Below are 23,786 nucleotides of genomic sequence, written 5' to 3'. Positions count from 1 at the left end.
AAAGGGAGTTCGCGCACTGAAGGGGGCCTCGCAACCGCGGGGCGGGAATCGGTGGCGATGCCAGGCATCGCTGCGAAACGGGGAAGGCATATGGTCACTCGGTTCGACCGGGCCAGACGGGGAATAAGTGGCGGGGGATCGCGCCGCTTTGGCTGGTTGCTTCTTCTGGCTGCGGCCATCGCGCTGCTGGTGCAGCCCGGATCGCCCATTCAGGCCCAGGGTGCCGGTGCGCGCTATGAAGGCGTGGCAAGCTGTGCCGGTTCCACCTGTCACGGCCGGGCAGAGGGCAACGGCGCGGTCGTCCGGCAGGACGAGATCGCCACCTGGCAGGAACCATCCTCCGTGGCAGGCGCGCACAGCCGCGCTTTTGCCGTCCTCGCCAGCCCGCGCGGGAAGCAGATTGCGGACAGCCTCGGCCTTGGCCCGGCGACTTCGGCACCGGCCTGCCTCGGCTGCCATGCCACCTATGAACCCGGCAGCGCCAAGGGCGCGCGTTTCCAGATTTCCGACGGAGTCGGCTGCGAAAGCTGCCACGGCCCGTCGTCCGGCTGGCTCGCGTCGCACTATGCCAAACCTGCGACCCATGCCGCAAACATAGCTGCGGGCCTCGTCCCGCTCGAGCGCCCGCAGGTGCGCGCCAAGGTCTGTCTCGATTGCCACTTCGGCAGCACCGGCGCAGGCCAGTTCGTCACCCATTCGATGATGGCGGCCGGTCATCCGCGGGTTTCGTTCGAGCTCGACCTGTTCTCCGCCCTCCAGCAACACCATGACGAGGATGGTGACTATGCTGCGCGCAAGGGCAAGACCGACAATGTCCGCCTGTGGGCGGTAGGCCAGGCAGAAGCGGTCGCCCGCTCGACCGACCTGTTCGCCCGCCCCGGGTTCGGGGCCGAAGGCGTGTTCCCGCAGTACTACTTCTACGATTGCCACAGCTGCCATCGTTCGATCAACGACGGGCCGCAGCGCAAGCTGACTTTCGAAACCAACCCGGGCCGCCCGATCCCGTTCGGTCAGGCGCCCTACAATGACGAGAACATCATCATGCTCTCGGCCATTGCCAAGGCCTTCGTGCCGGGCCGCGCGGCGCAGTTCGAGACCGCCAGCAAGGACTTCCACCGCGCCATGGGCCAGGGCCGGGGCGAGGCGACTGCCGCCGCCCAGCGTCTGCGCGGCGAGGCCGCCGCCCTGTCCGACGCGCTGGCGGCGCGCAGCTTCGGCAGCGGCGATGCCTTCGCCGCAGTGCAGGCGATTGCCGACCGGACCCTGACCGCCCGCTTCACGGACTACACCGGTTCTGCCCAGGCGGTGATGGCGGTCGATACCCTGCTCAACGCGATGGTCCGCGATGGCCGTGTGACCACCGGTGCAGCCACCGGCATCCGCGCCAACATCAACCGGGCCTACGGTGCGGTCCGCACACCGGAAAGCTACAACCCGGCGCAGTTCCGTTCGGCGCTCGGCGCGGCGACAAACGCGATCGGGGCGCTTCGGTAATGGGCTACCGGCCTGCACCTGTCGTCATCCTGGCCGCGGCGCTGGCGGTTGCCGGGTGCGGCGGTGGCGGCAGTGCCCCGCCGCCCAACGGCGGCCCGCCTGTACCGCCGCCGCCGCCCCCGTCCAGCAGCCGCCTGTTTGCCGACCCGGCACCGGAATCGCTGTCGGTCGCGGAGGTCCAGCGGGTGCTGGCGCAGGCGGCAGGCGAAGCGCAGACGCGCGGTCAGCCGGCCACCATCGCGGTGGTCGATCGGGTCGGCAATGTGCTGGCGGTGTTCCGGATGAACGGCTCCCCCCAGACGACCCGGGTCAGCACCCGCCAGATCGGCGGCTTTGCGCAGGGCGGGCAGGCGATCGGCCTGCAGGGCGTCGACGTTCCGGCAGCAGCGGCCGCCATCGCCAAGGCGATAACCGGTGCCTACCTGTCGAGCAGTGGCAACGCCTTCTCCAGCCGCACGGCCAGCCAGATCGTGCAGGAGCATTTCCCGCCCGCGCCCACCACGGTCGGGCTGGAGAGCGGTCCGCTGTTCGGGGTGCAGTTCAGTCAGCTTCCCTGTTCCGATCTCTCTGCGCGGTTCAGCGCCGGGGGCGGCACCGGGGCATTGATCGGGCCGAAGCGTTCGCCGCTTGGCTTGTCCGCCGATCCGGGCGGTTTCCCGCTCTACAAGAACGGTGTCGTGGTCGGCGGAGTCGGCGTGGTCAGCGATGGCGACTACGGCTTTGACCCCAATATCCTCGATGTTGAGGTCGACAGCGAGGAGGCCATCGCACTGGCCGGATCGCAGGGGTTTGCCCCGCCCGGCGAAATACTGGCGGACCGGATCCCGGTAGACGGGACGACCTTGCGCTACAGCGACATGGTGCCGTCCGACCTGGGGCCCCTGCAATCGAATTTCGGCGCGGTCAACGGCCCACTGGGCAGCCTGATTGCCGTAACCAGCTATACCGATGGCACGATCCGGGCCGGCACTGTCTACGGCAGCGAAGCTTCCGGTGTGCGGCGCAGCACCAGTGCGGAATTCGCGCTGCCCGATGCCTATGTGCTGACCAATGGTGCCGGTGCCGGGCGTTATCCGGTCCGTGGCGGGGCCGACGCGGCGTTCGTGGCACAGCCGCTGACCCAGGCCGAGGCAAGGGCGATCCTCGAAGAAGCCTTCACCGTCCTCTCGCGCGCCCGGGCGCAGATCCGCCGACCCCTCGACAGTCGGATGCAGGCGACCATCAGCCTGGTCGATTCGCAGGGCACGATCCTGGGAATCGTCCGCTCGCCAGACGGGCCGATGTTCGGAACTGACGTGTCCCTGCAGAAGGCCCGCACGGCCACGTTCCTGTCCAGCGCCACGGCGGCGGCGCAACTGGGCACGTTCGGACGCAGTGCGCCCTATGTGCAGCGTGTGCGGACCTTCCTTGGCGATCCCGCCGCGCTGACCGGCGGATTTGCCTTTGCCGACCGTTCGGGCGGCAACCTGTCGCGCCCCTATTTCCCCGATGGCGAGGTGGGGCAGGCCCCGGGTCCGCTCTCGGTCGAGCAGTCTGCCCGTTTCAGCCCCTTTGCGGTCGGCCTGCAGAGCGACCTGATTGTCGACAACATAGTCCAGCACGTCGTCCATATCGTCACCAGCGGCGGTTCGGCGGACACGCCGCAGCGGTGCAGCGGCATTGCGCAGAACAACCGGATTGCGAACGGCATCCAGATTTTCCCCGGCTCAGTGCCGATCTATCGCGGCAACCAGCTGGTCGGGGGGATCGGGGTGTCGGGTGACGGGATCGACCAGGACGATATGGTCAGCTTCCTGGGGGCACACAACGGCGGGCTGAGGGCGGGCGGCCTGGGCAATGCGCCCAGAGAGATCCGGGCTGACCGGATCGTGGTCAATGTCGGCGGCCGGTCGGTGCGCCTGCGTTACATCAGCTGCCCATTCGCTCCGTTCCTGGGCGATCCGGCACAGAACGTGTGCGAAGGGCTGTAGGTGGTCGCCCCGTTTATCCTGCCACTGGTGCTGCCGGTCGTGGCCATGGCCGAGGATGTGCCGCCGCCGGTGATTCCCGAAGCTGAGCGGTTCGAATATGCCTTTGCCGGGTTCGCCCGCCCGCCCGCGCTGCCGGGCGATGTCACTGCCCTTGCGCCCGTCGCCACCTTTGCCGAAGCTTTCGGCCCGTTCGGTGGTGCTGCCCACGGCGCGTCGACCAGTACGCTCGCCCTGGCAACCAGCCAGGCTGGCCCGCAGGAACTGCCGCCAGCCGTGGAATCGCCCGCAGCCTCGGAAGCGCCGCCGGTCGTGGTCGAACCGCCCGAGCCGCCCGCAGTGGACAACGAACTGATCGATGGTCGCCGCAGGCCCGGATATGTCGAGGAACTGCCTGACCGGGTTACCCAGACCAACGAAGGGGCGGTGCGCGCGCCCCCGCCCGAAGCCTTCCCCACCGACCAGATCCCGGTGCCAGACCGCTGGCGGCTGATCGAAAGCCTGGGCCTGGTCAAGGAACGGTGGTGGGATCCGTACAACCAGAACACCTACAAGGGTGATCGGCCGATCAACCCGGACAAGGTTCCCTGGCTGCCGATCAAGGGCAAGGACTGGTTCTTTGTCGTCAACGCGATCAGCGACACCGTGTTCGAACCGCGCACCTTTCCAACCCCGGTCGGGGTGCAGACCACTGCCGATCCGGACCGGCTCGACGTGTTCGGCAACACGGCCAGCATTGTCGCGGCGCAGACCTTCATCCTGGGCGCGGCGCTGCTCAAGGGCAATACCGCGTTCAAGCCGCCAGACGTGGAATACCGTGTCACGCTGGCGCTTAATATCAACCATGTGGACGTGCCGGAGCGGCGCGTGCTGTTCGTCGAGCCGACCAGGCCGACCCACCGCACCGACCATTTCCTCGGCGTGCAGGAAGCGTTCTTCGATTACCATTTCCGCAACGTGTCGGACCGCTATGATTTCGATTCGATGCGGATCGGGATCCAGCCGTTCCAGGCCGATTTCCGCGGCTTCCTGTTCAATGACAACCAGCTTGGCATCCGCTTCTTCGGCACGCGTGACAGCAACCGCTTCCAGTATAATCTCGCGGCCTTCTGGCGGCTGGAGAAGGACACCAACAGCGGGCTCAACAGCGTGGTGCAGGCCCCGCGCAACGACTTCCTGTTCGTCGCCAATGTCTATCGGCAGGATTTCCTGATCCGCGCGCTGACCAGCCAGATCACGGTTGCCTACAACATGAACCGGGAGAAAAACGACGTCGCGATCGACGATAACGGCTTCCCGATCCGGCCCGCTCTGCTGGGTGATTTGCGCGGGCGCGAATACGATGTGGTCTATCTGGGCTACAATGCCGATGGCCGGATTGGCCGGATCAACCTGACCGCCAGTCTCTACGGGGCGCTGGGGGAAGACCGGAACAGCTTCTTCACCAGCCGGAAGGCCGAAATCCGCGCCTTCTTCGGCGCAGCGGAGTTGAGCTATGACCATGACTGGAAGCGGTTCCGCCTCTCGGCAGCCTATGGCAGTGGTGACGGCGATCCTTACGACAATGTCGAAACCGGGTTCGACGCCGTATTCGAAAACCCTGTCTTCGCCGGAGCTGACACCAGCTACTGGATTCGCCAGACCATCCCCTTTGCCGGGGGTGGGCGGGCGATCAGCGTCAATGGGCGCAACGGCCTCCTCAATTCGCTGCGTTCGTCGAAAGAGCAGGGCCAGTCGAACTTCAACAACCCCGGCCTGATTCTGGTCGGGGCCGGGGCCGATTTCGATCTGACGCCCCAGTTCCGCCTTTCGGCCAACGCCAACCACCTGTGGTTCGAAAACACCGCCACGCTGCAGGCGCTGCGCAACGAGGGCAGCATTCCCAGGGACATCGGCTGGGATCTGTCGGCGGCCGCGATCTGGCGGCCCAAGGCCACCCAGAACATCGTTTTGCGCCTCAGCGGCGCGGCCCTCGTTTCGGGCAAGGGCTTCCGCGACCTGTTTGACAACCTTGGCCAGGACAAGACGTACTACTCCGTCCTCGCCAACGTAACATTGGCTTACTGATGCGCATGATCCGCCTTTTCGCTTTCTGGATGGCCCTGGTCCTGGCGGGCGGGGCCATGATGATGGGTGACGCGGGCCGCGCTGCCGAAAAGGAAAAGTCGGTCGAGCGGGATTACACCCGTGTCCGTGCGGGCGATGCCCCGGCCCAGCAGTCCGTCGCGGAGATGATGGCCAAGTCCGACGGGTGCTATTCGTGCCACGTCAAGACCGATGCGCCGACCATGCACGCCACGCCGGCCGTGCGGCTCGGCTGCGTCGATTGCCACGGGGGCGATGCTGCGGTGCGTGGCAACAGTGAACTGGAGCACGATGACCCGGCCTATGTAGCTGCGCGCGATGCGGCGCACGTGCTGCCCAAGTATCCCGACAGCTGGCATTTCCCCTCGTCCGCCAACCCCAAGCGGACCTATACCCTGCTCAACAAGGAAGCACCGGAGTTTGTCCGCTTCGTCAATCCGAGCGACTACCGGGTGGCGCGCGAATCCTGCGGTGCGTGCCACATGCCGGTGATCGAGGCGGCGGAACGTTCGATCATGGCGACCGGTGCGATGCTGTGGGGCGGGGCGGCCTACAACAACGGAATCGCGCCCTTCAAAAACTACGTCTTCGGGGAAGCCTATACCCGCGATGGCAAGGCGGCCAAGCTGGTCAGCCCCGGCAATCCCGCCGGCACAGTGACCGAGGCGCAGAAAGCACGCGGTGCGCTGGCCGAGCTCTATCCACTTCCAGCCTGGCAGGTGATTCCGCCGGGCGACGTGTTCCGGGTGTTCGAGCGCGGCGGCCGCAACATCGCCACCCAGTTCCCCGAAATCGGCCTGCCCAATCCGACCGGCCTGATCCAGCGGCTGGAGGAACCGGGCCGCCCTGACCTCAAGCAATCCAACCGCGGCATGGCCACCGGCCTGCGGGTGGCGATCCCGGTGCTCAACATCCACAAGACCCGCCTCAACGATCCGTTCATGTGGTTCATGGGCACCAATGACCAGCCGGGCGATTATCGCCATTCCGGCTGCGCCGCCTGCCACGTGGTCTATGCCAACGACCGTGAACCCCGCCATTCCTCGGTCTATGCCAAGTACGGGCGCGACGGGCAGACGGTGACGGTCGATCCGACCATTTCGGGCAAGCTCGAACCAAAGCACGATGATGGCCACGGCGCGGTCAGGCAGCCGGGCGATGATGCTCACGGCGAAAGCAGCCATGGGGCGGACGACAGCCATGGCGGCGAAGCTCCGGTGAAGGAGAAGGGCCACCCGCTGCGCCATATCTTCACCCGCTCGATCCCGACGGCCCAGTGCATGAACTGCCACATGCACCAGCCCAACATCTTCCTGAATTCCTACCTCGGCTACACGATGTGGGATTACGAGAGCGATGCGCCCTTCATGTGGCCGGGCCCGAACAATCTGGCGCCCAGGCCGCCGGGCATGTCGGACGAAGATTACCAGCGGCTCTACAAGCAGCACCGCTATCCCAGCGCCGCGGAACAGTTCGCCGTGCTGGACCGCAACCCCGAAGGCGCGGCCGCGCGCGGGCTGTGGGGCGATCTCGATTTCCTGCGCAATGTCTACGACCTCAACCCCGAGCTCAAGGAAACCCAGTTCGCCGACTATCATGGCCACGGCTGGAACTTCCGCGGCATCTTCAAGCGTGACCGGGAGGGCAATCTGCTCGACGCCTATGGCAAGATCGTCGATCCTGACGATCCCGAGAAGTGGCGCAAGAAGGGTGAAGGCAAGTTCGTCCCGCCCGGGACCAATCCGGGCAAGACCGTGCACATGATGGACATCCATGCCGAAGTCGGGATGCAGTGCGCTGACTGCCATTTCGCGCAGGACAGCCATGGCAACGGCCTGATCTACGGCGAGGTGGCCAATGCGATCGAGATCGGGTGCAAGGACTGCCACGGCACGGCCGATGCCTATCCCACCCTGCTGACCAGCGGCCCGGCCGCACCGCCCAAGGGCAACAACCTGGCGTTGCTGCGCAACCCCGATGGCAAGCGCCGTTTCGAATGGACCTATGGCATCGGCGGGCGGCGCACGCTGATCCAGCGGTCGATCGTCGATCCGGAGCTTGAATGGCAGGTCAGCCTGACGAGGGACAGTGTCGACACCGACCTGCCGCCTTGTGTGACCGAGGAAAGTTCCACTCGTTTGCCGTGCTTCAATGCCAGGTCGGCCCGGGCCAAGCTGATGAGCAAGGATGGTGCGGAAACCGGCGCGTTCGAGTTCGGCACCGGGGTCAAGCCGGATGAGCGGGCGCACAAGGACGAGGAGATGGCGTGCTTCACTTGCCACCTCTCCTGGACCACCTCGTGCGGCGGCTGTCATCTGCCCATCGAAGCCAACTGGAAGACCAAGCTGCACCACTTCGAAGGCGGCGAGACGCGCAATTTTGCAACCTACAACCCGCAGGTCGCGCGCGACGAAATGTTCCAGCTCGGCCGCCACCAGACCACCAAGGGCAACCAGATTGCCCCGGTCCGTTCGACCTCGGCGCTGGTACTTTCCTCGACCAACATCAACCGCGAACGGATCTACATCCAGCAGCCGCCGGTCTCCGCGATCGGCTTCTCCAGCCAGGCCTTCGCGCCGCACTTCCCGCACACCGTGCGCCTGACCGAGACCAAGACCTGCTCCGATTGTCACCTTTCGGCCAAGGACGACAACAACGCGATCATGGCCCAGGTCATGCTGCTCGGTACGAACTTCGTGAATTTCCTCGGCTACAATGCCTGGACCGGCCAGGAAGGCGGCTTCGAGGCGATCCGTGTGACCGAGTGGGACGAGCCGCAGGCAGTGATGGGCTCGTACCTGCACAAGTATGCCTATCCCGATTACTGGAAGGCGTTCGTGGAAGAGCACGGGCGCGAGCTCGGCAGCTTCGTGCGGGGCCAGACCTTCGATGAAAACATGGAAGGCGAGAGCAAGCCGTTCGAGGAATTCCTCAATTTCCACGAAGGCACGCGGGACCGGGTCGGCTGCCTCCAGCTGCGCGGCGAATACATGTTCGCAGCCGAAGGGCGCGGGGGCTTCCGGGTCTACGATGTCGCCTCGATCGCCAACAAGGGCGTGTCGGAGCGGATCATTACCGCGCCGTTCAGCAAGCTGGGCCATGATGCCCACGTGCCCAGCGCCAACGCCACCTGCATGGCTTTGCCGACCAACCAGCCGATCAACCCGTTGCGCAACACGCCGGACATGCAGGAGGCCAATCAGGAACAGCCGTTCCTGCCGATCTACAACTATGCCGCCGTCACCGATGCCGAAGAGGGCCTGATCCTGGTCAACGTCAACACCTTTGCCGACGGCGAATTCCGCAACAACCGGATCAGCCGGGCGGTGACCTGGAATCCGGACGGCGTGCTGAACGGGGCGCGCCACATCCACTTGGCAGGCGAAGTGGCCTACATCACCGCAGCCCGCGGCCTGGTGGTGGTCGATCTGAGCGATCCGCTCAAACCCCAGCTGGCGGCGGTGCGCGAACTGCGCGATGCGCGAGCCAGTGCAATCCAGTTCCGTTACCTGTGGGTGTCGGATGCCGAAGGGGTGAAGCTGTTCGACGTGACCCAGCTGCGCAACCCCGTGCCGCTGCCCCAGGCCAGTGTGCCGCTGGCCGATGCCCGCCGCATCTACATCGCGCGCACCTACGCCTATGTCGCGGCCAAGGGAGAAGGTCTGGTGATCCTTGACGTGACCCGGCCCGAGAGCCCGAAGATCTACCAGAAGGTCACGCTTGGCGGGCAGCTCAACGATGCCGAAGACGTGGTGGTGGCCAGCACCAACGCCACCCTGTTTGCCTATGTCGCGGACGGGCGGAACGGGCTCAAAGTACTCCAGCTGACCAGCCCTGACACCCAGCGCAACTTCTACGGTTTCAGCCCTGCGCCCAAGCCGGAACTGATCGCCTGGTCGAAGACCAGGGGACCGGCGATTGCGCTAAGCAAGGGCCTCGACCGGGATCGCGGGGTGGACGAGACCGGCGGCCAGATGGCGGTGTTCGGCCGCCTCGGTTCACGCCCGTTCACCCGACCCGAGATGGAGCGGCTGTTCATGACCAGCGGCGGTGTGCCGTGGAAGGTCAGCGACGATCCCGACATGAGCGCATGGATCGGCGGTGCATGGGGCGCCGCGGTGCAGGGGGTGGGCAACTAGGGCGGCCAATCTGGCTTTCCTTGCCACCGAGCCACCTTGACTTCCACTGGTGAATCGCCCAAGGGCTGCGCCGACCGGGTGGCTCGTGTGCAATTCAGCGCGTGCCGCCCTTATCGCATTTCCGGCCGCCACGGCCGCATCAGGACTTTAGGAAAACGCCATGGCGAAGCCCGCAACCGTCAAGATCCGGCTGGTCTCCACCGCCGATACCGGCTTCTTCTACGTCACCAAGAAGAACCCGCGCAACATCACCGAGAAGATGAGCTTCCGCAAGTATGACCCGGTCGCGCGCAAGCACGTCGAGTTCAAGGAAGCCAAGATCAAGTAAGCTGCCTTTTCCGGCAGGCCGAACGTGAACGGCGGGAACCGTACAAGTTCAGTGACGGTTCAATGCTCCAGCATTAAGGCAAGGAGCATGACTATCTTGAAATCCCTCATCGCCACACCCTTGCGTGCCGCATTTGCCGGCGCGCTTGCCGTGTCCGCCCCGGCCGTGCTCATGCTCGGTGCGACCGCACCTGCAGCGGCGCAGCAGCAGGGCGATCTTGACCGTGTCGTTGCCTCGCTGCGCGGCATTTCGACCATGAAGGCCGATTTCACCCAGACTGACCGGCGCGGGCAAACCGTCGCCGGGGTGATGACGCTGAAACGCCCGGGCAAGATCCGCTTCCAGTACGCAAAGGGCGTGCCCCTGCTGCTGGTTTCGAACGGCAAGTCGATGACCCTGGTCGACTACGAAGTGAACCAGGTCCAGCGCTGGCCGATCCAGAACTCGCCGCTGGGCGCGCTGCTCGATCCCAACCGGGATGTGAAGCGCTATGGCAAGCTGGTGCCCACCGGCAATGCCGACGTTATTGCGGTCGAGGTGCGCGATACCAAGAAGCCCGAGTTTGGCGTGATCACCCTGGTGTTCATCCGCAAGGCCGGTGCGCCCGGCGGGCTGGAACTGGCCAACTGGGTGGCGCTCGATTCGCAGAATCACCGCACCACCGTCCGTCTGCGGAATCACCGTTATGGCATGGCCGTGGCGGAGAGCGCGTTCAGCTACAAGGATCCGCGTCGCACGTCTCGTCGCCCGGGCTGAACGGAAGGGCGCTGCGCCGCCCCCTTGATGCGACGAGGTGCTGCGAGTTGTTCATTGGCGCGAAAGCGCAGCCGGCCTAATCTGCAGGCCACGGAGCGGTTGGAGGTCGGGTTCCCCCCTGTTGCCCTTTCTTCCGCGAAGGCCGCTTCGTGAACAGCGTGACGAACGCTTACAAGGAAACCCTCGTGCCAATGCCCCCGGCACGGGGGTTTTTTGTTTTCGGTTGGGCCCTTGCCACTGACCGGCTATCTGGCCGGAGTGACCGCACCGCTTTCCATCATGCGCAAACGCGCCGATTTCCTCGCGGCCAACCGGGGTTTGCGCGTGGCGCGGCCCGGATTCGTGCTGCTCGCCCAGCCCAACGGCGGGCGCGGCACCCGGTTTGGCGTGACGGTGACCAAGAAGATCGGCAATGCCGTGGTCCGCAACCGGATGAAACGGCGCTTTCGCGAACTGCTGCGCGCGGCACTGCCTGCGCAGGGCCTGCCTGACCATGACCACGTGCTGATCGGGCGCGAAGGCGGGGTGGAGCGCGATTTTGCCCGGCTGCGCGCCGAACTGGACGAGGCGCTGGCCCGTGTCGCCAGCGGCAAGGTCGACCCGCCGCGGCGCCGCAGGCCTGACCGGAGGGCCAGGCCATGAAGCAGGTTCTGATCTTCGTGGCGCGCCTGTGGCAATGGGGCCCCTCGCGCATTCTGCCGCCGACCTGCCGCTTTGCGCCTTCCTGCTCGCAATACGCCATCGAGGCGCTGGGCAAGTACGGGGCAATCAAGGGTGGATGGATGGCAGCGAAACGTATAATGCGCTGCCACCCATGGGGCGGGCACGGCTTTGATCCGGTGCCGTAGTGCCTATATAAGACACCTGATCTGGACGGATACGGAACGACATCTTGGAAAACCAGCGCAATCTCCTGCTCGCCGTGGTGCTGTGCGGCCTGCTGATTCTCGGCTGGGACGCCGGAATGAACTACTTCTATCCGCAACCTGACAAGCCGGCGCAAACTGCCCCTGTGGCCAATGGCACAGCGCTTGGGCCTGCGACTGCTACGCCGGTTGCCGGGGCCGCCGACATCGGCGGTGCGGCACCCGCCGCCCGCCCGGTCGATCTTGCCCGCTCGCTTGTTGCAGCGGAGCGGGTGAAGATCGCGGCCCCTCGGCTGGCCGGATCGATCAACCCGGTCGGTGCGCGGATCGATGACGTGACCCTGACCGATTACCGTGAGACCGTGAACGACGGGAGCGGCCCGGTCCGCCTGTTCGCGCCCGAAGGCACCGATGCCCAGCACTTCGCCGAGTTCGGCTTCCTGATCGATGGAATGCGGGCAACCGGCCTGAATACCGTGTGGCAGGCCAGCGGCGGCCCGCTGGCCCCCGGCAAGCCGGTCACCCTGTCGCACACCACGGCGGGCGGACACGCCCTGTCGATCCGCTTCAACATCGACGAGAACTATCTGCTCTCGGTCGAGCAGACCGTCGCCAACACCGGTGAAGGCGGGGCGGTGGTTCAGCCTTTCGCCCTCGTCAACCGCACCAGCCGCAACGCCAGCCCGAGCCAGTGGATCGCTCACTCCGGCCCGATCGGCGGGTTCGCGGACACGGTGAATTACGACTACAACTACGATGACGTCGAAGAAACCGGCCGTGCCACCGGTGAGGGCCAGGTCGACTGGATCGGCTTTACCGACATCTACTGGCTCTCCGCCCTCGTGCCGCAGGAAGGTGCGCAGACCACGGGCGAATTCCGCTCGCTCGGCAACAGCCTGTTCCGGGCTGACGTGATCTACCAGCCGGTCACCGTTGCGGCCGGGCAAAGCGCCACGCGCACCACCCGGCTCTATGCCGGGGCCAAGGAAAGCGTGGTGCTCGACGCCTATCAGGACAGCGGCATCTCGCAGTTCGGCCTGGCGATCAGCTGGGGCTGGTTCCGCTGGTTCGAGAAGCCGATGCTGGCCTTGCTGCGGATCCTCAACGATTTCGCCGGCAACTTCGGTGTCGCCATCATCCTGCTGACCCTGATCGTGCGCGGGCTGATGTTCCCGATTGCGCAGAAGCAGTTTGCCAGCATGGCCGGGATGAAGGCGGTCCAGCCCAAGATGAAGGCGATCCAGGAACGCTACAAGGATGACAAGCAGAAGCAGCAGCAGGAGATCATGGCGCTCTACAAGAAAGAGGGCGTCAACCCGCTGGCCGGCTGCCTGCCGCTGCTGATCCAGATCCCGATCTTCTTCGCGCTTTACAAGGTGCTGATCCTGGCGATCGAGATGCGGCACGAGAAGTTCCTCTACATCGCTGACCTCTCGTCGCCCGATCCGGCCAAGATCCTCAACCTGTTCGGCCTGCTGCCGTTCGACCCGCCGGGCTTCCTCGGCATCGGCATTCTGGCGGTGCTGCTGGGCGTGACGATGTGGCTGACCTTCAAGATGAACCCCACCGCGATGGACCCGATCCAGCAGCAGATCTTCAACATCATGCCGTGGATCCTGATGTTCGTGATGGCCCCGTTCGCCGCCGGCCTGCTGATCTACTGGGTCACCTCCAACGTGCTGACACTGGCGCAGCAGAGCTATCTCTACTCGCGCCATCCCCAGCTGAAGGCGCAGGCGGAGAAGGACAAGGCCGACCAGGACCGGGCGAAACCGCGTGACGCCTGAGGAAACCGGGCCATCGGGTGAAACAGACGCTGCCGAAGTGGTCGCGGACCGGGCGGTCCGCGCCGCCCTGGCCCGCCGCGCGGGCAAGCTGTTTTCCGGCCGGGTGGACTTCCTCCTGTCCGCTCCGCAGCTCAAGTTCCTGCCCGACCCGGACGTGCCGGAGATCGCCTTCTGCGGCCGCTCCAATGTCGGCAAGAGCTCGCTGCTCAATGCGCTGACCGGGCGCCGTTCGATCGCGCGCGCCTCGGTTACCCCGGGGCGGACGCAGGAGCTGAACTTCTTCGAAGTGGGCGAGCCGACCCTGTTCCGGCTGGTCGACATGCCCGGCTACGGCTTCGCCAAGGCCCCGCTCAAGGTGGTCGAGAAGTGGAAGGCGCTGGTCAAGACCTACCTGCGCGGCCGCGCCGTGCTGGTCCGCACGCTGGTGCTGATCGACGCGCGCCACGGCATCAAGCCGGTCGACGAGGAGATGCTGACCATGCTCGATGAGGCAGCGGTCACCTATCGCATCGTCCTGACCAAGGCCGACAAGATCAAGGCGAGCGAGCTGGAAGCGGTCACCGCCAGCGTGGCCGAAGCCGCGCGCAAGCACGTCGCCGCCTTCCCCGAGATCCACGTGACCAGCGCCGAGAAGGGCCTGGGTATCGAGGACCTGCGCGCCGCCGTGCTGGCTGACGCCGGGGTCTGACGCTGCCATAGCCCCGGCTTCCGGCGGTCCAAAAGCCTGAGCCGCCCACCCAGCCTCTGGGGCCTTGCCGGGCAGGTGCTGTTCGCGCTGACACCGTGGGCGGTGGTGCGGGTCGAGCGCGCCGGGCGCTAGTCGCCTCCGCCGCCGTCGCCCCCTCCGTCGCTACCACCCCAGCCATCGGAATCGTGGTCAGCCGATTTGCGGCTGTCGCTGCCGTAGATGCCGATGGAGCCGTCACCGCCCCCGTCGCCCTGCTTGCGCCGGGTTTGCGCCCGCCTCGCGCGCGCGAGGCTGACGAAGACCAATGCTGCAAAGACCACGCCGAGCGCGATCCAGAGTGTCATGTCGTCCATTGTGGTGCGCCTCCCAGTTTGGCCGATAGTGCCTTAGGGTTGCACAATTGCGAAGCGCCGATTGGCAGTGGGGCGGTGGGCGTCTTAACCGGGCGTGACCATCGGGGGCGCACGGTGGCGCGATGGGCAAGCCTGTTCCCTTCCGCCGCAAGCGCACCGGCCCGAAATCCAGGGGCAAGGGCGCCCGCGATGGCTGGCTGTCCGCCGCGCGCGGGCTGGGGCCGGCGCTGTTCGTCCTGCCGATTGCCGCATTCACGGCGGTGTGGATGATGGACGGGCCGCCCGGTGTGGAGGCGGCCGCAGGAGGGCCCCGCGCGGGTGAGCGCCAGCACGAGCCTGAGAGTGCCCGGTTCGGCCCATGCAGCGGTTCGATGCGGATCACCTGCGTCGTCGATGGTGACACCATCTGGTATCAGGGCACCAAGATCCGCGTGGCCGACATCAACACGCCCGAGGTCAGCCGACCCGGCTGCGCGCACGAGGCGAGGCTGGGCGACCAGGCCACCGCACGCCTGACCGAACTGCTCAATGAAGGAAGCTTTACCCTGGTCCGCCCGCCGGGAACGCCGGAAACGGACAAGTACGGCCGGACTTTGCGCGAACTGCACCGGGGCGGGGCCAGCCTCGGCGCGGTGCTGATGGATGAGGGTCTGGCCGAGGAATGGAACGGCGCGCGGATTGACTGGTGCTGAGGGCGCGCTTGGGGGCGGGCGTTGCGCAAAATCCTTTGCGTGAGGGGAGCGGTTGAGTGAATATTTCCGGATAGAGCACAGCTTTGGAGTTAAGATCATGCGCAAGCCCACCAGCGTCAGTACGCTCGACGCGCTTGGTCGCGTGCGGTTATCAAAGCATTTCTTTATGCGCGACATGCTGCATTCGGAGATTGCGCAGTTTCATGGGCTGATGAATGTACCCGACGATCCGGATCTTGCGATCGAGGTGGGCGAGCGTCTGTGCGAGGAATTGCTGGAGCCAATTCAGGAGCGGTGGGGACGGATCAACATCCGCAGTGCTTATCGGAGCCGAGCGGTCAATGCGCTGGGCAACCAGATGCAGTCGGAAGGGAAGGCTGGGTACAACTGCGCCAGTAATGAGGCCAATGCGGCGGGACATATCTGGGACATGCTCGATGCAAAGGGCTGCAAGGGCGCAACCGCCTGCATCGTCATCCCCGCCTACGCCGACGCCCATCCGGAGGAAGGAGGGTGGCAAGTGCTGGCGGAATGGGTCGATACAAAACTGCCCTATTCCTCGCTGTTTTTCTTTCCGAAGCTATGGGCCGTGAATGTGAGCTGGCACGAACTTCCGGAACGTCGGGTGGACAGTTATGCCGTGCCGAAAGGACGGTGGCGGTGACGGGCCGGACAGAGCAAGCTTCGGCTCGAAACTGGTGGACGGGGGCTGACTCCTAAGCTGCTGTCAGCCGCACCTTGGTCATGTCTCCGCGCCCCGCCAGCAGGCCGGCAACGGAAATGTCTTCGTCGAGTTCCTCCCAATGCAGGCCCACGCGGCTGAGACTTACCCTCGCGCGTTGTTGCGCCGTCCCGTGAAGCAAGCGCGGGAACCAGGCGAGCGGAATGCCCAAGGTCCGGCCATCGGCAAGATCGACCCAAAAACTGTGCTGGTCGAACCGGACCGCCAACGGCTCAGGCGAGGCGGCCTGAACGTCAGTCAAAGTGGTCATTCCATGCCCTTTCGATCACGTCTGAGCGCTGTTCTATAACACCGATAAGCTGCGAAAGCACGTGTGCCGGAAACCCCCGATTATAAGCGAGGGTTGCCTGCGGGTGCAGCCAGAACTTGGCGTTGTCGGCACCTTTGCGGACGTGAATGTGCACCGGTTCGCGCGGATCGCCTTCGTCGGAATAGAAGTGGAAGCGAAATCCATTCCAGTCGAAGACTTTGGGCATGGCAGAAGCTACTCCGCCGCCACGCTCCCGGAACCGGCATTGCCGAACATATCCGGCTCGCCCGCACCGTCGTCCGCCTGGTTCGCGGCTGAGCCGATCTTGGCCTTCTGGCGGTTGTCGAAGCTGGACCACACGTCCTGCCAGTTGCCCTTGGTCGCGCCCTTCGAATACTCGGTCGCGCGGGTTTCGAAGAAGTTGGCGTGTTCCACCCCGTTAAGCAGCGGGGCGAGCCAGGGGAGGGGGTGGTCTTCCACCATGTAGATCGGCTGGAAGCCGAGCTGGCCCAGCCGCCAGTCGGCGATGTAGCGGATGTAGCGCTTGATTTCCTTCGCGCTCATGCCGCTGACCGGGCCCATCTCGAAGGCGAGGTCGATGAAGGCATCTTCCAGCCGCACCGTCTTCTGGCAGATGTCGATGATGTCTTCCTTGACCGCCTTGGTCAGGCAATCGCGCTCGCGCACGAATTCGTGGAACAGGCGCACGATGCCTTCGCAGTGCAGGCTCTCGTCGCGCACGCTCCAGCTGACGATCTGGCCCATGCCCTTCATCTTGTTGAAGCGCGGGAAGTTCATCAGCATGGCGAAGCTGGCGAACAGCTGCAGCCCTTCGGTGAACCCGCCGAACACCGCCAGCGTGCGGGCGATATCCTCGTCGGAATCGACCCCGAACTGCTGGAGGAAATCGTGCTTGTCCTTCATCTCCTCGTATTCGAGGAAGGCGCTGTATTCGCTTTCGGGCATCCCGATGGTGTCGAGCAGGTGCGAATAGGCCGCGATGTGGACCGTCTCCATGTTGGAGAAGGCGGCCAGCATCATCTTCACTTCGGTGGGCTTGAACACCCGCCCGTAATGCTCGTGATAGCAGTTCTGCACCTCGACATCGGCCTGGGTGAAGAAGCGGAAGATCTGGGTGAGCAGGTTGCGCTCGTTCTCGGTGATCTTCTGCGCCCAGTCGCGGCAATCCTCTCCCAGCGGCACTTCTTCCGGCATCCAGTGGATCTGCTGCTGCCGCTTCCAGAACTCGTAAGCCCACGGATATTCGAACGGCTTGTAGGTCTTGCGGGCTTCGAGAAGGGACATCGGGCGTACTCCGGGCGTAAATCAGGCAAAATGTATACGGCTGGCGGGCGATTGCGGACGCACCATTACTGGCAGGCCCCTATTGGCAGGCCAGACATTCCTCGTAGTCGGTCTGTTCGATCTCGAACTTGGGTGCTTCCGAGGTGTTGTCAGCCTCCACCCCGCCGGCGAACCCGGCGCGCTGCACGCTCTTGGAGCGCAGGTAGTAGAGGCTCTTGATGCCCTTCTCCCATGCCTGGAAGTGGAGCATGGCCAGGTCCCACTTGTCGACATCGGCCGGGATGAACAGGTTCAGGCTCTGCGCCTGGTCGATATAGGGCGTGCGGTCGGCCGCGAATTCGAGCAGCCAGCGCTGATCGAGCTCGAAGCTGGTCTTGAACACGGCCTTTTCCTCAGGGCTGAGGAAATCGAGGTGCTGGACCGAGCCGCCCTTCTCCAGGATCGAGTTCCACACGTTGGTCGAATCCTTGGACTTCTCGCGCAGCAGCTTTTCCAGATACGGGTTCTTAACCACGAAGCTGCCCGAGAGCGTCTTGTGGGTGTAGATATTGGCCGGGATCGGCTCGATGCAGGCGCTGGTGCCGCCGCAGATGATGCTGATCGAGGCAGTCGGCGCGATCGCCATCTTGCACGAAAAGCGCTGCATCACGCCCATGTCCTCGGCATCGGGGCAGGGGCCGCGCTCGTTCGCCAGCATCATGCTCGCCTCGTCGGCCCGGGCCGCGATGTGCTTGAACATCTTGAGGTTCCATACCTTGGCCATCGGGCTTTCAAAGCCGATGCCCTTGGCCTGGAGGAACGAGTGGAAGCCCATCACGCCCAGGCCCACCGAACGCTCGCGGCTGGCGGAATACTTGGCCCGGGCCATTTCCGGCGGGGCACGGTCGATATAGTCCTGCAGCACGTTGTCGAGGCAGCGCATGACGTCTTCGATGAACAGCTTGTTGCCTTCCCACTCGTCCCACTTTTCGAGGTTGAGCGAGCTGAGGCAGCACACCGCCGTGCGATCGTTGCCGAGGTGGTCGCGGCCGGTGGGCAGGGTGATTTCCGAGCACAGGTTGGAAGTCGAGACCTTGAGGCCCAGGTCGCGGTGGTGCTTGGGCATCATCCGGTTCACCGTGTCGTTGAACACGATGTAGGGCTCACCGGTGGCGAGGCGGGTTTCGACCAGCTTCTGGAACAGACTGCGCGCATCGACCTTGCCGCGCACGCTGCCGTCCCGCGGGCTCTTGAGCTCGAACTCCTCGCCGTTGCGGACGGCTTCCATGAAGGCGTCGGTCACCAGCACGCCGTGGTGCAGGTTCAGCGCCTTGCGGTTGAAGTCCCCGCTCGGCTTGCGGACTTCGAGGAACTCCTCGATCTCCGGGTGGCTGATGTCGAGATAGACCGCTGCCGAGCCGCGCCGCAGCGAGCCCTGCGAAATGGCGAGCGTGAGCGAATCCATCACCCGCACGAACGGGATGATGCCGCTGGTCTTGCCATTGAGGCCGACCGGCTCGCCAATCCCGCGCACATTGCCCCAGTAAGTGCCGATCCCGCCGCCGCGGCTGGCCAGCCAGACGTTCTCGTTCCAGGTGCCGACGATGCCTTCGAGGCTGTCCTCGACCGAGTTGAGATAGCACGAAATCGGCAGGCCGCGATTGGTGCCGCCGTTCGACAGCACCGGGGTGGCCGGCATGAACCACAGGTTGGAGATGTAGTCATAGAGCCGCTGGGCGTGCTCCTGGTCGTCGGCATAGGCATCGGCCACGCGGGCGAACAGGTCCTGGTAGCTTTCGCCGGGGAGCAGGTAGCGGTCCGTCAGCGTATCCTTGCCGAATTCGGTGAGGTTCGCGTCGCGCGCATGGTCAACCACGATGGTGAACCGGCGGTCCATCACCTTCTTCGAATCGCCCGCCCGGTCACTGGCGGCAGCATCGGCGGTGGCGGCCTGGGCCATGGCTACGGCGAGCGCCTCGGCGGCCTTGCCTGCGACCAGCTCTGCGCTGCCCATATCTTGCGTGTCCATGCTCACTGCGGCCTTCTGCCTGCCGGCTGTCTCACCGGGCTCGATCCCCGTCGTCTGTGTCTGGTCGAGACCCATCGCTGATTCGTCTCCGGTCCTGAATTCCATTGCTGCCTAGCCCCGCCTGTTTGCCCTGTGGGAACGACGCCGGTCCGGCGCCTGGTGTTCCGCATGTGTTCGACTCGGCGGATGCGTTCCGCCTAGCATCTTTTGGTGTCCGGGCGGCGGATTAGTTCTCCCCCGCCTGTCCACAGCCCGATCGCCCGGCCTTGCCTTTCCGACCGAATCACCCGCCCCACACGATTTGCATCGTACGCCTTGGAAAACACGATCTTGTGGGTGTACCCGCGATCCGAACCACTAGATACTGAATCAGGCGGGACTCTGGCGCAAGAGGGTAAAGCACGTTTAACCATGTTGCGGGCGGCGCTGCGCGGGGTGTGTTAGCTGTGTGCAACGCAGCGACGCGGCGGATTTGCTGGACTGGCGCGCCGCGCAAGCCCCAAAATGAAAACCGGCAAAAATTTATATGGGCAAAGTGGGTATTGCGGGGCTTTGAATCAATCGAATCGGGCCGGGTAATTTTTGTGCGCCGCTCAAGGTGGCGGACCTGCCGCACCAGCTCTCGCGGCGCGGCAGGTCAGATGTTCGCGCGTAGCCGCCTCTCCGGCGGGTAGGCGGGTCAATCAGAAGGCTGTTCGCCGGCATCCGCTGTGCGGGCAAACGGGATCGTCTGCCCGCCCTGGCCGATCACCGCGCCGGTCACCTTGCCGCCCTCCAGCACGATTTCGACGAAGGCATCGACCCCGGTGACCGCGAACCGCGCCGGGCCCTGCGCCACCAGCGGCAGGGCAGGCTGCCCACCAAGCCGGGCGATGAGCGTACCAGAGTTGTCCAGGGACAGGATCAACGTCCCGATTGGCCCCGTATAGGTTCCTGCATAGCTCTGCAGCACGTCCGGCGCGATGGCTACGGCTGGTGCGGCTTCGACCTTTCCGGCCCATTGGGCGATTTCCGGTTCGTTGGCCCCGTTATGGTGCATTTCCATCCGCAGCGTTCCGTCATCGGCGCGGGTGATGGCAAACCAGGTCGGATTGTAAGGGGCGTAGAAGAACCGGTCACCGCCTGCGGGAAACACTTCTGATTCCCGGCCGCCGGTGCGCAAGGTGTAGAGCTTGCCATCGCGCTCGTAGAATTTGCGGGCCTGCGCTTCGTCGATCCGGTATTCGCCCAGCAGCGGCGCTATCGCAGCCAGATCCAGCGCAACCGCTTTGAATTCCTCGAACGGATCGCCGATGGCCATGGCCGCGATCCGCGCCATCAGCGTGTCGCTCGAAATTTCAGGCGAATCCGTGTTGTTGAACACGGCCACGAAGATGCCGTCGCCGGGAAGGTAGACGCTCGCGGTGTTGAAGCCATTTATGCCGCCGCCGTGGCCGATCGCAGGCCGGCCGCGAACCGGCTCGACACCCAGGCCGAGTCCGTATTTGGCCTCTGTGCCGTCGTTAAGCACCGTCGGGGCGATCATCTGGCGATAATAATCGCCTCCCACCACCTTGCCGCCATGCAAGGCATCGGCCCAGCGGGCGAGGTCGAGTACGTTGCCGCGCAGCGCCCCGGCTGCCGCAGGGACAGTGGCGTCGATCGGGCCGGCAATCTCAGCCTTGCCGTCGCCGCTGCGCGTATAGCCTGTCGCCATGTCCGGCAGGGTCGCTTCATCGGCAAAGCTGGCGATCGTGGACAGACCGAGCGGGGCCGCAATCCGTTCCGCCACCGCCTCGTCCCACGATTTGCCGGTGACTGCCTCGATCACCGCACCCACCAGGATGTAGCCGCTGTTGTTGTACAGATAGCGTTCGCCCGGAGCGAAATCGCGGGGCCGGTCCCTGAACTCGCCGATCATGTCCTGCGTCGTCCATCGGCGGGTGAGATTGGCCTCGTTCATCCAGCCCGGCATGCTGGTGTAGGATGGAATCCCCGATGTGTGATTGAGCAATTGCCGAACGGTGACCGACGCGCCGCTGGCCGGGTAGTCGGGCACGAATTTCGACAGCGGATCGTCCAGCGACAAGCGGCCTTCTTCGGCCAGTTGCATGACAACAGCTGCGGCAAACTGCTTGGTGATGGAGCCCAGGCGGAACAGGGTATCCGGTGCGACCGGGCGGCCTTCCGCGATCCGGGCCATGCCGCGCGCGCCTTGATAGACGACCTGCCCATCTTCGGTGACAACCACCGAGACGCCGGGGCCGGACTGATCGACGGTCGCGGCGATCAGGGCATCGACGTCCTGCGCGAACCCGTCGGGCACGGCCATCGCGGCATTGGGAACCAGTGCGGCTGTTGCAAGCAGCACGGCGGCGGAAAAACGATACGGCACTGTTTCTCTCCCTCTTGGTGTATTATGTGAATGATACACCAAGAGGGAGTTTGCAAGACCTATTTCGCCTCGGTGGCCATGGCATGCTTGGCGATCTCGCTGGCGAGCTCGTCCACCAGGTCCAGCGGCAGGTCGTGGCCCCAGCCGGGTATGGTGCGGATGCGCGCGCCGGGGATACTGGCGGCGGTGTCACGGCCGCCCTCGACCGGCACGAGGGGGTCGGCCTCGCCGTGCAGCACCAGGGTCGGCGCGGTGATCCCGGCCAGCATCGCCCGCCGGTCGCCATCGGCGAGGATCGCGGCGAGGTGCCGGGTCGGCCCTTCTGGATAGACGCTGCGGCGGACCGAGGCGGTGACATTGGCGCGCAGGCGCTCTTCCGGGGCCGGGTAGCCGGGCGAGCCGATGGTGCGGGCGAGCAGCATCCCGTGCTCCACCAGCACCGCCTCGTCCATGCTGGCCGGGCGCTTGACCAGCACCTCAAGCGCTTCCTTTTTCGCAGGGGGCAGCCTCGGGTTGCCGGTGGTCGAGAAGATCGTGGTGAGCGAGCGGGTCTTGTGCGGATGGCGCGCCGCCACATGCTGGGCGATCATCCCGCCCATGCTGCCGCCGACGATGTGTGCGGTCTCGATCTCCAGCGCATCCAGCAGGCCCGCCCCGTCATCGGCCATGTCGGCCAGGGTATAGGGCACCTTCGGCCTGATCCCGAGCTTGCCGAGCAGGGTCAGCTTGACGATGCCGGGCGCGCGCACCCCGTGGAACTTGTGGCTGAGACCGATATCGCGGTTGTCATAGCGGATCACCCGGAACCCGTGACCCACCAGCGCCTCGACCAGCTCGATCGGCCACAGGGTCAGCTGCGCGCCGAAACCCATGATCAGCAGGATCGCCGGGTCACCGGCCTTGCCGTGGTCTTCGTAATGAATGGTAATCCCGTTGGCGGTCGCAGTAGGCATGGTCTCTCCCTGTCGGCTTTGTGTGGGCTTATTTTTCGATCGGGTCGTCCGCAGTCGCTCCGGATGGTCTTGCCGGCGGCACGGGCCGCCAGTCCGGCCCGCGAATTTCGAACCCCTTGGCCTCGAGCTGGTCGAGCACGCCCTGGTCTTCCGCCAGCACCCGCAGCGGAGCAACGGCCAGGGTCACGCCGCTTTCCTGCGCAGCGCGGTCGATCGCCGCGAGCCACTGGCCGCGCAGCTCTCCCCCGACCGACTGGTCGGCCCAGGGCCAGCACTGGCCCAGCGCCTGCTCCAGCGGGTTGGCCATCACGGCGGGCACATCGGAGGCGCGCCAGCCCGCCCCGCGCCGGGCAATCAGCTCAGGCCCGGTCTCGGTCGCGGTCATGGCGGCATCGAGGCAAGCGATATGCGCTTGCGGTGGTGCTTCGGCTAGGCTGTCGAGCATGTCCTCGCCCCGGATCGTGCCGACCGGTTCGGCCGGAACCTTGGCCCGCCGCGCAGCCTTCTCGACCACGTCGGAGGCGTCCTTGCCGGTGTCGCGGCTGAAGCCGAGCCGGCGGGCCAGAAGGTCGAACGCGGTGATCAGGAAGCTGGAGCGGGCATAGTCCTGGTCGTACTTCGCCTCCAGCGCGGCAAGCCGCTGCGCTTGCACCGGGTCGAGATAGTCCGCCGCAGTGGTGTCCTTGGGCAATCTGGTGATCCTGCCCCCGGCAAACAGGATCCGGAACACGTCCCCCGGCGAAACCTTGGGCTTGAGGCCGAGGATCACCCGGTCCGCCCCGGCGGTCGCTTCCTCCAGCCGGTCAGGGAACCAGGGTGTCGCCTTGGGCACAGCACGGATTTCCCCCACCAGCACGATCGCGCCCCCGGGGGTGTCGATCGTCCACATGGGCGCGCCGGAACGCTGCGCGGTGACGATGATTTCATTGGCCCCATCGTCTTGCGCCCATGCCGGGCTTACGGACGTCAAGGCGCAAGCCGCGAGCAGAGCGGCGCCGA

The 23,786-nt window shown here is 65.3% G+C and carries 20 protein-coding genes; 12 read left to right on the top strand and 8 right to left on the bottom strand.

Annotated features, from left to right (window positions below):
* The first annotated feature begins 90 nt into the window (after window positions 1-90).
* The 10 genes from U4960_RS15685 to yihA all read left to right on the top strand — a co-directional run bounded on the left by U4960_RS15685 (window position 91) and on the right by yihA (window position 14,110).
* A complete protein-coding gene (locus U4960_RS15685; RefSeq protein ID WP_324261540.1) occupies window positions 91-1,494 on the top strand; it encodes a multiheme c-type cytochrome in 1,404 nt (467 codons plus the stop codon).
* Entirely contained in the window at window positions 1,494-3,464 is a 1,971-nt protein-coding gene (locus U4960_RS15680) for a heme-binding protein (protein WP_324261539.1), read from the top strand. The genes U4960_RS15685 and U4960_RS15680 overlap by 1 nt, the downstream gene beginning before the upstream one ends.
* Window positions 3,465-5,528 (top strand): hypothetical protein, encoded by a 2,064-nt coding sequence (locus tag U4960_RS15675; RefSeq protein ID WP_324261538.1) that lies wholly within the window; start codon window positions 3,465-3,467, stop codon window positions 5,526-5,528.
* On the top strand, window positions 5,528-9,685 hold the full coding sequence (locus U4960_RS15670) for an LVIVD repeat-containing protein (RefSeq protein WP_324261537.1): 4,158 nt from the start codon (window positions 5,528-5,530) through the stop codon (window positions 9,683-9,685). The genes U4960_RS15675 and U4960_RS15670 overlap by 1 nt, the downstream gene beginning before the upstream one ends.
* A 160-nt stretch (window positions 9,686-9,845) precedes the next feature.
* Window positions 9,846-10,013 (top strand): 50S ribosomal protein L33, encoded by a 168-nt coding sequence (gene rpmG / locus U4960_RS15665; RefSeq protein WP_324261536.1) that lies wholly within the window; start codon window positions 9,846-9,848, stop codon window positions 10,011-10,013.
* An 87-nt stretch (window positions 10,014-10,100) separates the two neighbouring features.
* Complete coding sequence (locus U4960_RS15660; protein ID WP_324261535.1) at window positions 10,101-10,769, top strand: LolA family protein; 669 nt, start codon at window positions 10,101-10,103, stop codon at window positions 10,767-10,769.
* Between the two features lie 279 nt (window positions 10,770-11,048).
* Window positions 11,049-11,411: a ribonuclease P protein component gene (rnpA, locus tag U4960_RS15655; protein ID WP_416379126.1), complete on the top strand. Its 363-nt coding sequence runs from the start codon at window positions 11,049-11,051 to the stop codon at window positions 11,409-11,411.
* Window positions 11,408-11,617 (top strand): membrane protein insertion efficiency factor YidD, encoded by a 210-nt coding sequence (yidD, locus tag U4960_RS15650; RefSeq protein WP_324261533.1) that lies wholly within the window; start codon window positions 11,408-11,410, stop codon window positions 11,615-11,617. The genes rnpA and yidD overlap by 4 nt, the downstream gene beginning before the upstream one ends.
* Window positions 11,618-11,661: 44 nt before the next feature.
* Window positions 11,662-13,422, top strand: a complete 1,761-nt coding sequence (yidC, locus tag U4960_RS15645; RefSeq protein WP_324261532.1) for a membrane protein insertase YidC — start codon at window positions 11,662-11,664, stop codon at window positions 13,420-13,422.
* Between the two features lie 37 nt (window positions 13,423-13,459).
* Window positions 13,460-14,110: a ribosome biogenesis GTP-binding protein YihA/YsxC gene (gene yihA / locus U4960_RS15640; protein ID WP_324263133.1), complete on the top strand. Its 651-nt coding sequence runs from the start codon at window positions 13,460-13,462 to the stop codon at window positions 14,108-14,110.
* 128 nt (window positions 14,111-14,238) lie between these two features.
* Here the strand turns inward: yihA and U4960_RS15635 are convergent, their stop codons facing one another.
* Window positions 14,239-14,463, bottom strand: coding sequence for a hypothetical protein (locus tag U4960_RS15635; RefSeq protein WP_324261531.1), 225 nt, complete (start codon window positions 14,461-14,463; stop codon window positions 14,239-14,241).
* A 122-nt stretch (window positions 14,464-14,585) separates the two neighbouring features.
* On the opposite strand from U4960_RS15635, the gene U4960_RS15630 reads away from it, so the two are divergent.
* Together U4960_RS15630 and U4960_RS15625 are read left to right on the top strand one after the other, a co-directional pair.
* Complete coding sequence (locus tag U4960_RS15630; protein ID WP_324261530.1) at window positions 14,586-15,155, top strand: thermonuclease family protein; 570 nt, start codon at window positions 14,586-14,588, stop codon at window positions 15,153-15,155.
* Window positions 15,156-15,252: 97 nt separating this feature from the next.
* On the top strand, window positions 15,253-15,819 hold the full coding sequence (locus U4960_RS15625; protein WP_324261529.1) for a hypothetical protein: 567 nt from the start codon (window positions 15,253-15,255) through the stop codon (window positions 15,817-15,819).
* 52 nt (window positions 15,820-15,871) lie between these two features.
* Here the strand turns inward: U4960_RS15625 and U4960_RS15620 are convergent, their stop codons facing one another.
* The 7 genes from U4960_RS15620 to U4960_RS15590 all read right to left on the bottom strand — a co-directional run bounded on the left by U4960_RS15620 (window position 15,872) and on the right by U4960_RS15590 (window position 23,757).
* The gene (locus U4960_RS15620) at window positions 15,872-16,147 is read right to left on the bottom strand and encodes a DUF2442 domain-containing protein (protein WP_324261528.1); all 276 of its coding nucleotides are present in this window, start codon (window positions 16,145-16,147) and stop codon (window positions 15,872-15,874) included.
* Window positions 16,131-16,373 carry a DUF4160 domain-containing protein gene (locus U4960_RS15615; RefSeq protein ID WP_324261527.1) on the bottom strand — a complete coding sequence of 81 codons (243 nt, stop codon included), beginning with the start codon at window positions 16,371-16,373 and terminating at the stop codon, window positions 16,131-16,133. Before U4960_RS15615 ends, U4960_RS15620 begins: the two co-directional genes overlap by 17 nt.
* Window positions 16,374-16,381: 8 nt before the next feature.
* Window positions 16,382-17,452, bottom strand: coding sequence for a ribonucleotide-diphosphate reductase subunit beta (locus tag U4960_RS15610; protein ID WP_324261526.1), 1,071 nt, complete (start codon window positions 17,450-17,452; stop codon window positions 16,382-16,384).
* Between the two features lie 79 nt (window positions 17,453-17,531).
* Window positions 17,532-19,460, bottom strand: a complete 1,929-nt coding sequence (locus tag U4960_RS15605; protein ID WP_416379078.1) for a ribonucleoside-diphosphate reductase subunit alpha — start codon at window positions 19,458-19,460, stop codon at window positions 17,532-17,534.
* A 679-nt stretch (window positions 19,461-20,139) separates the two neighbouring features.
* Window positions 20,140-21,834 (bottom strand): serine hydrolase domain-containing protein, encoded by a 1,695-nt coding sequence (locus U4960_RS15600; RefSeq protein ID WP_324261524.1) that lies wholly within the window; start codon window positions 21,832-21,834, stop codon window positions 20,140-20,142.
* Window positions 21,835-21,893: 59 nt separating this feature from the next.
* Window positions 21,894-22,787 (bottom strand): alpha/beta fold hydrolase, encoded by an 894-nt coding sequence (locus tag U4960_RS15595; RefSeq protein WP_324261523.1) that lies wholly within the window; start codon window positions 22,785-22,787, stop codon window positions 21,894-21,896.
* Window positions 22,788-22,815: 28 nt separating this feature from the next.
* Window positions 22,816-23,757 carry a TraB/GumN family protein gene (locus U4960_RS15590; protein WP_324261522.1) on the bottom strand — a complete coding sequence of 314 codons (942 nt, stop codon included), beginning with the start codon at window positions 23,755-23,757 and terminating at the stop codon, window positions 22,816-22,818.
* Window positions 23,758-23,786: the final 29 nt, after the last annotated feature.

This window comes from Altererythrobacter sp. H2 (assembly GCF_035319885.1).
Taxonomy (GTDB): Bacteria; Pseudomonadota; Alphaproteobacteria; order Sphingomonadales; family Sphingomonadaceae; genus 34-65-8.
The sequence above is the reverse complement of the archived record's forward strand: the minus strand, read 5'-3'. Positions and strand labels throughout refer to the sequence as shown.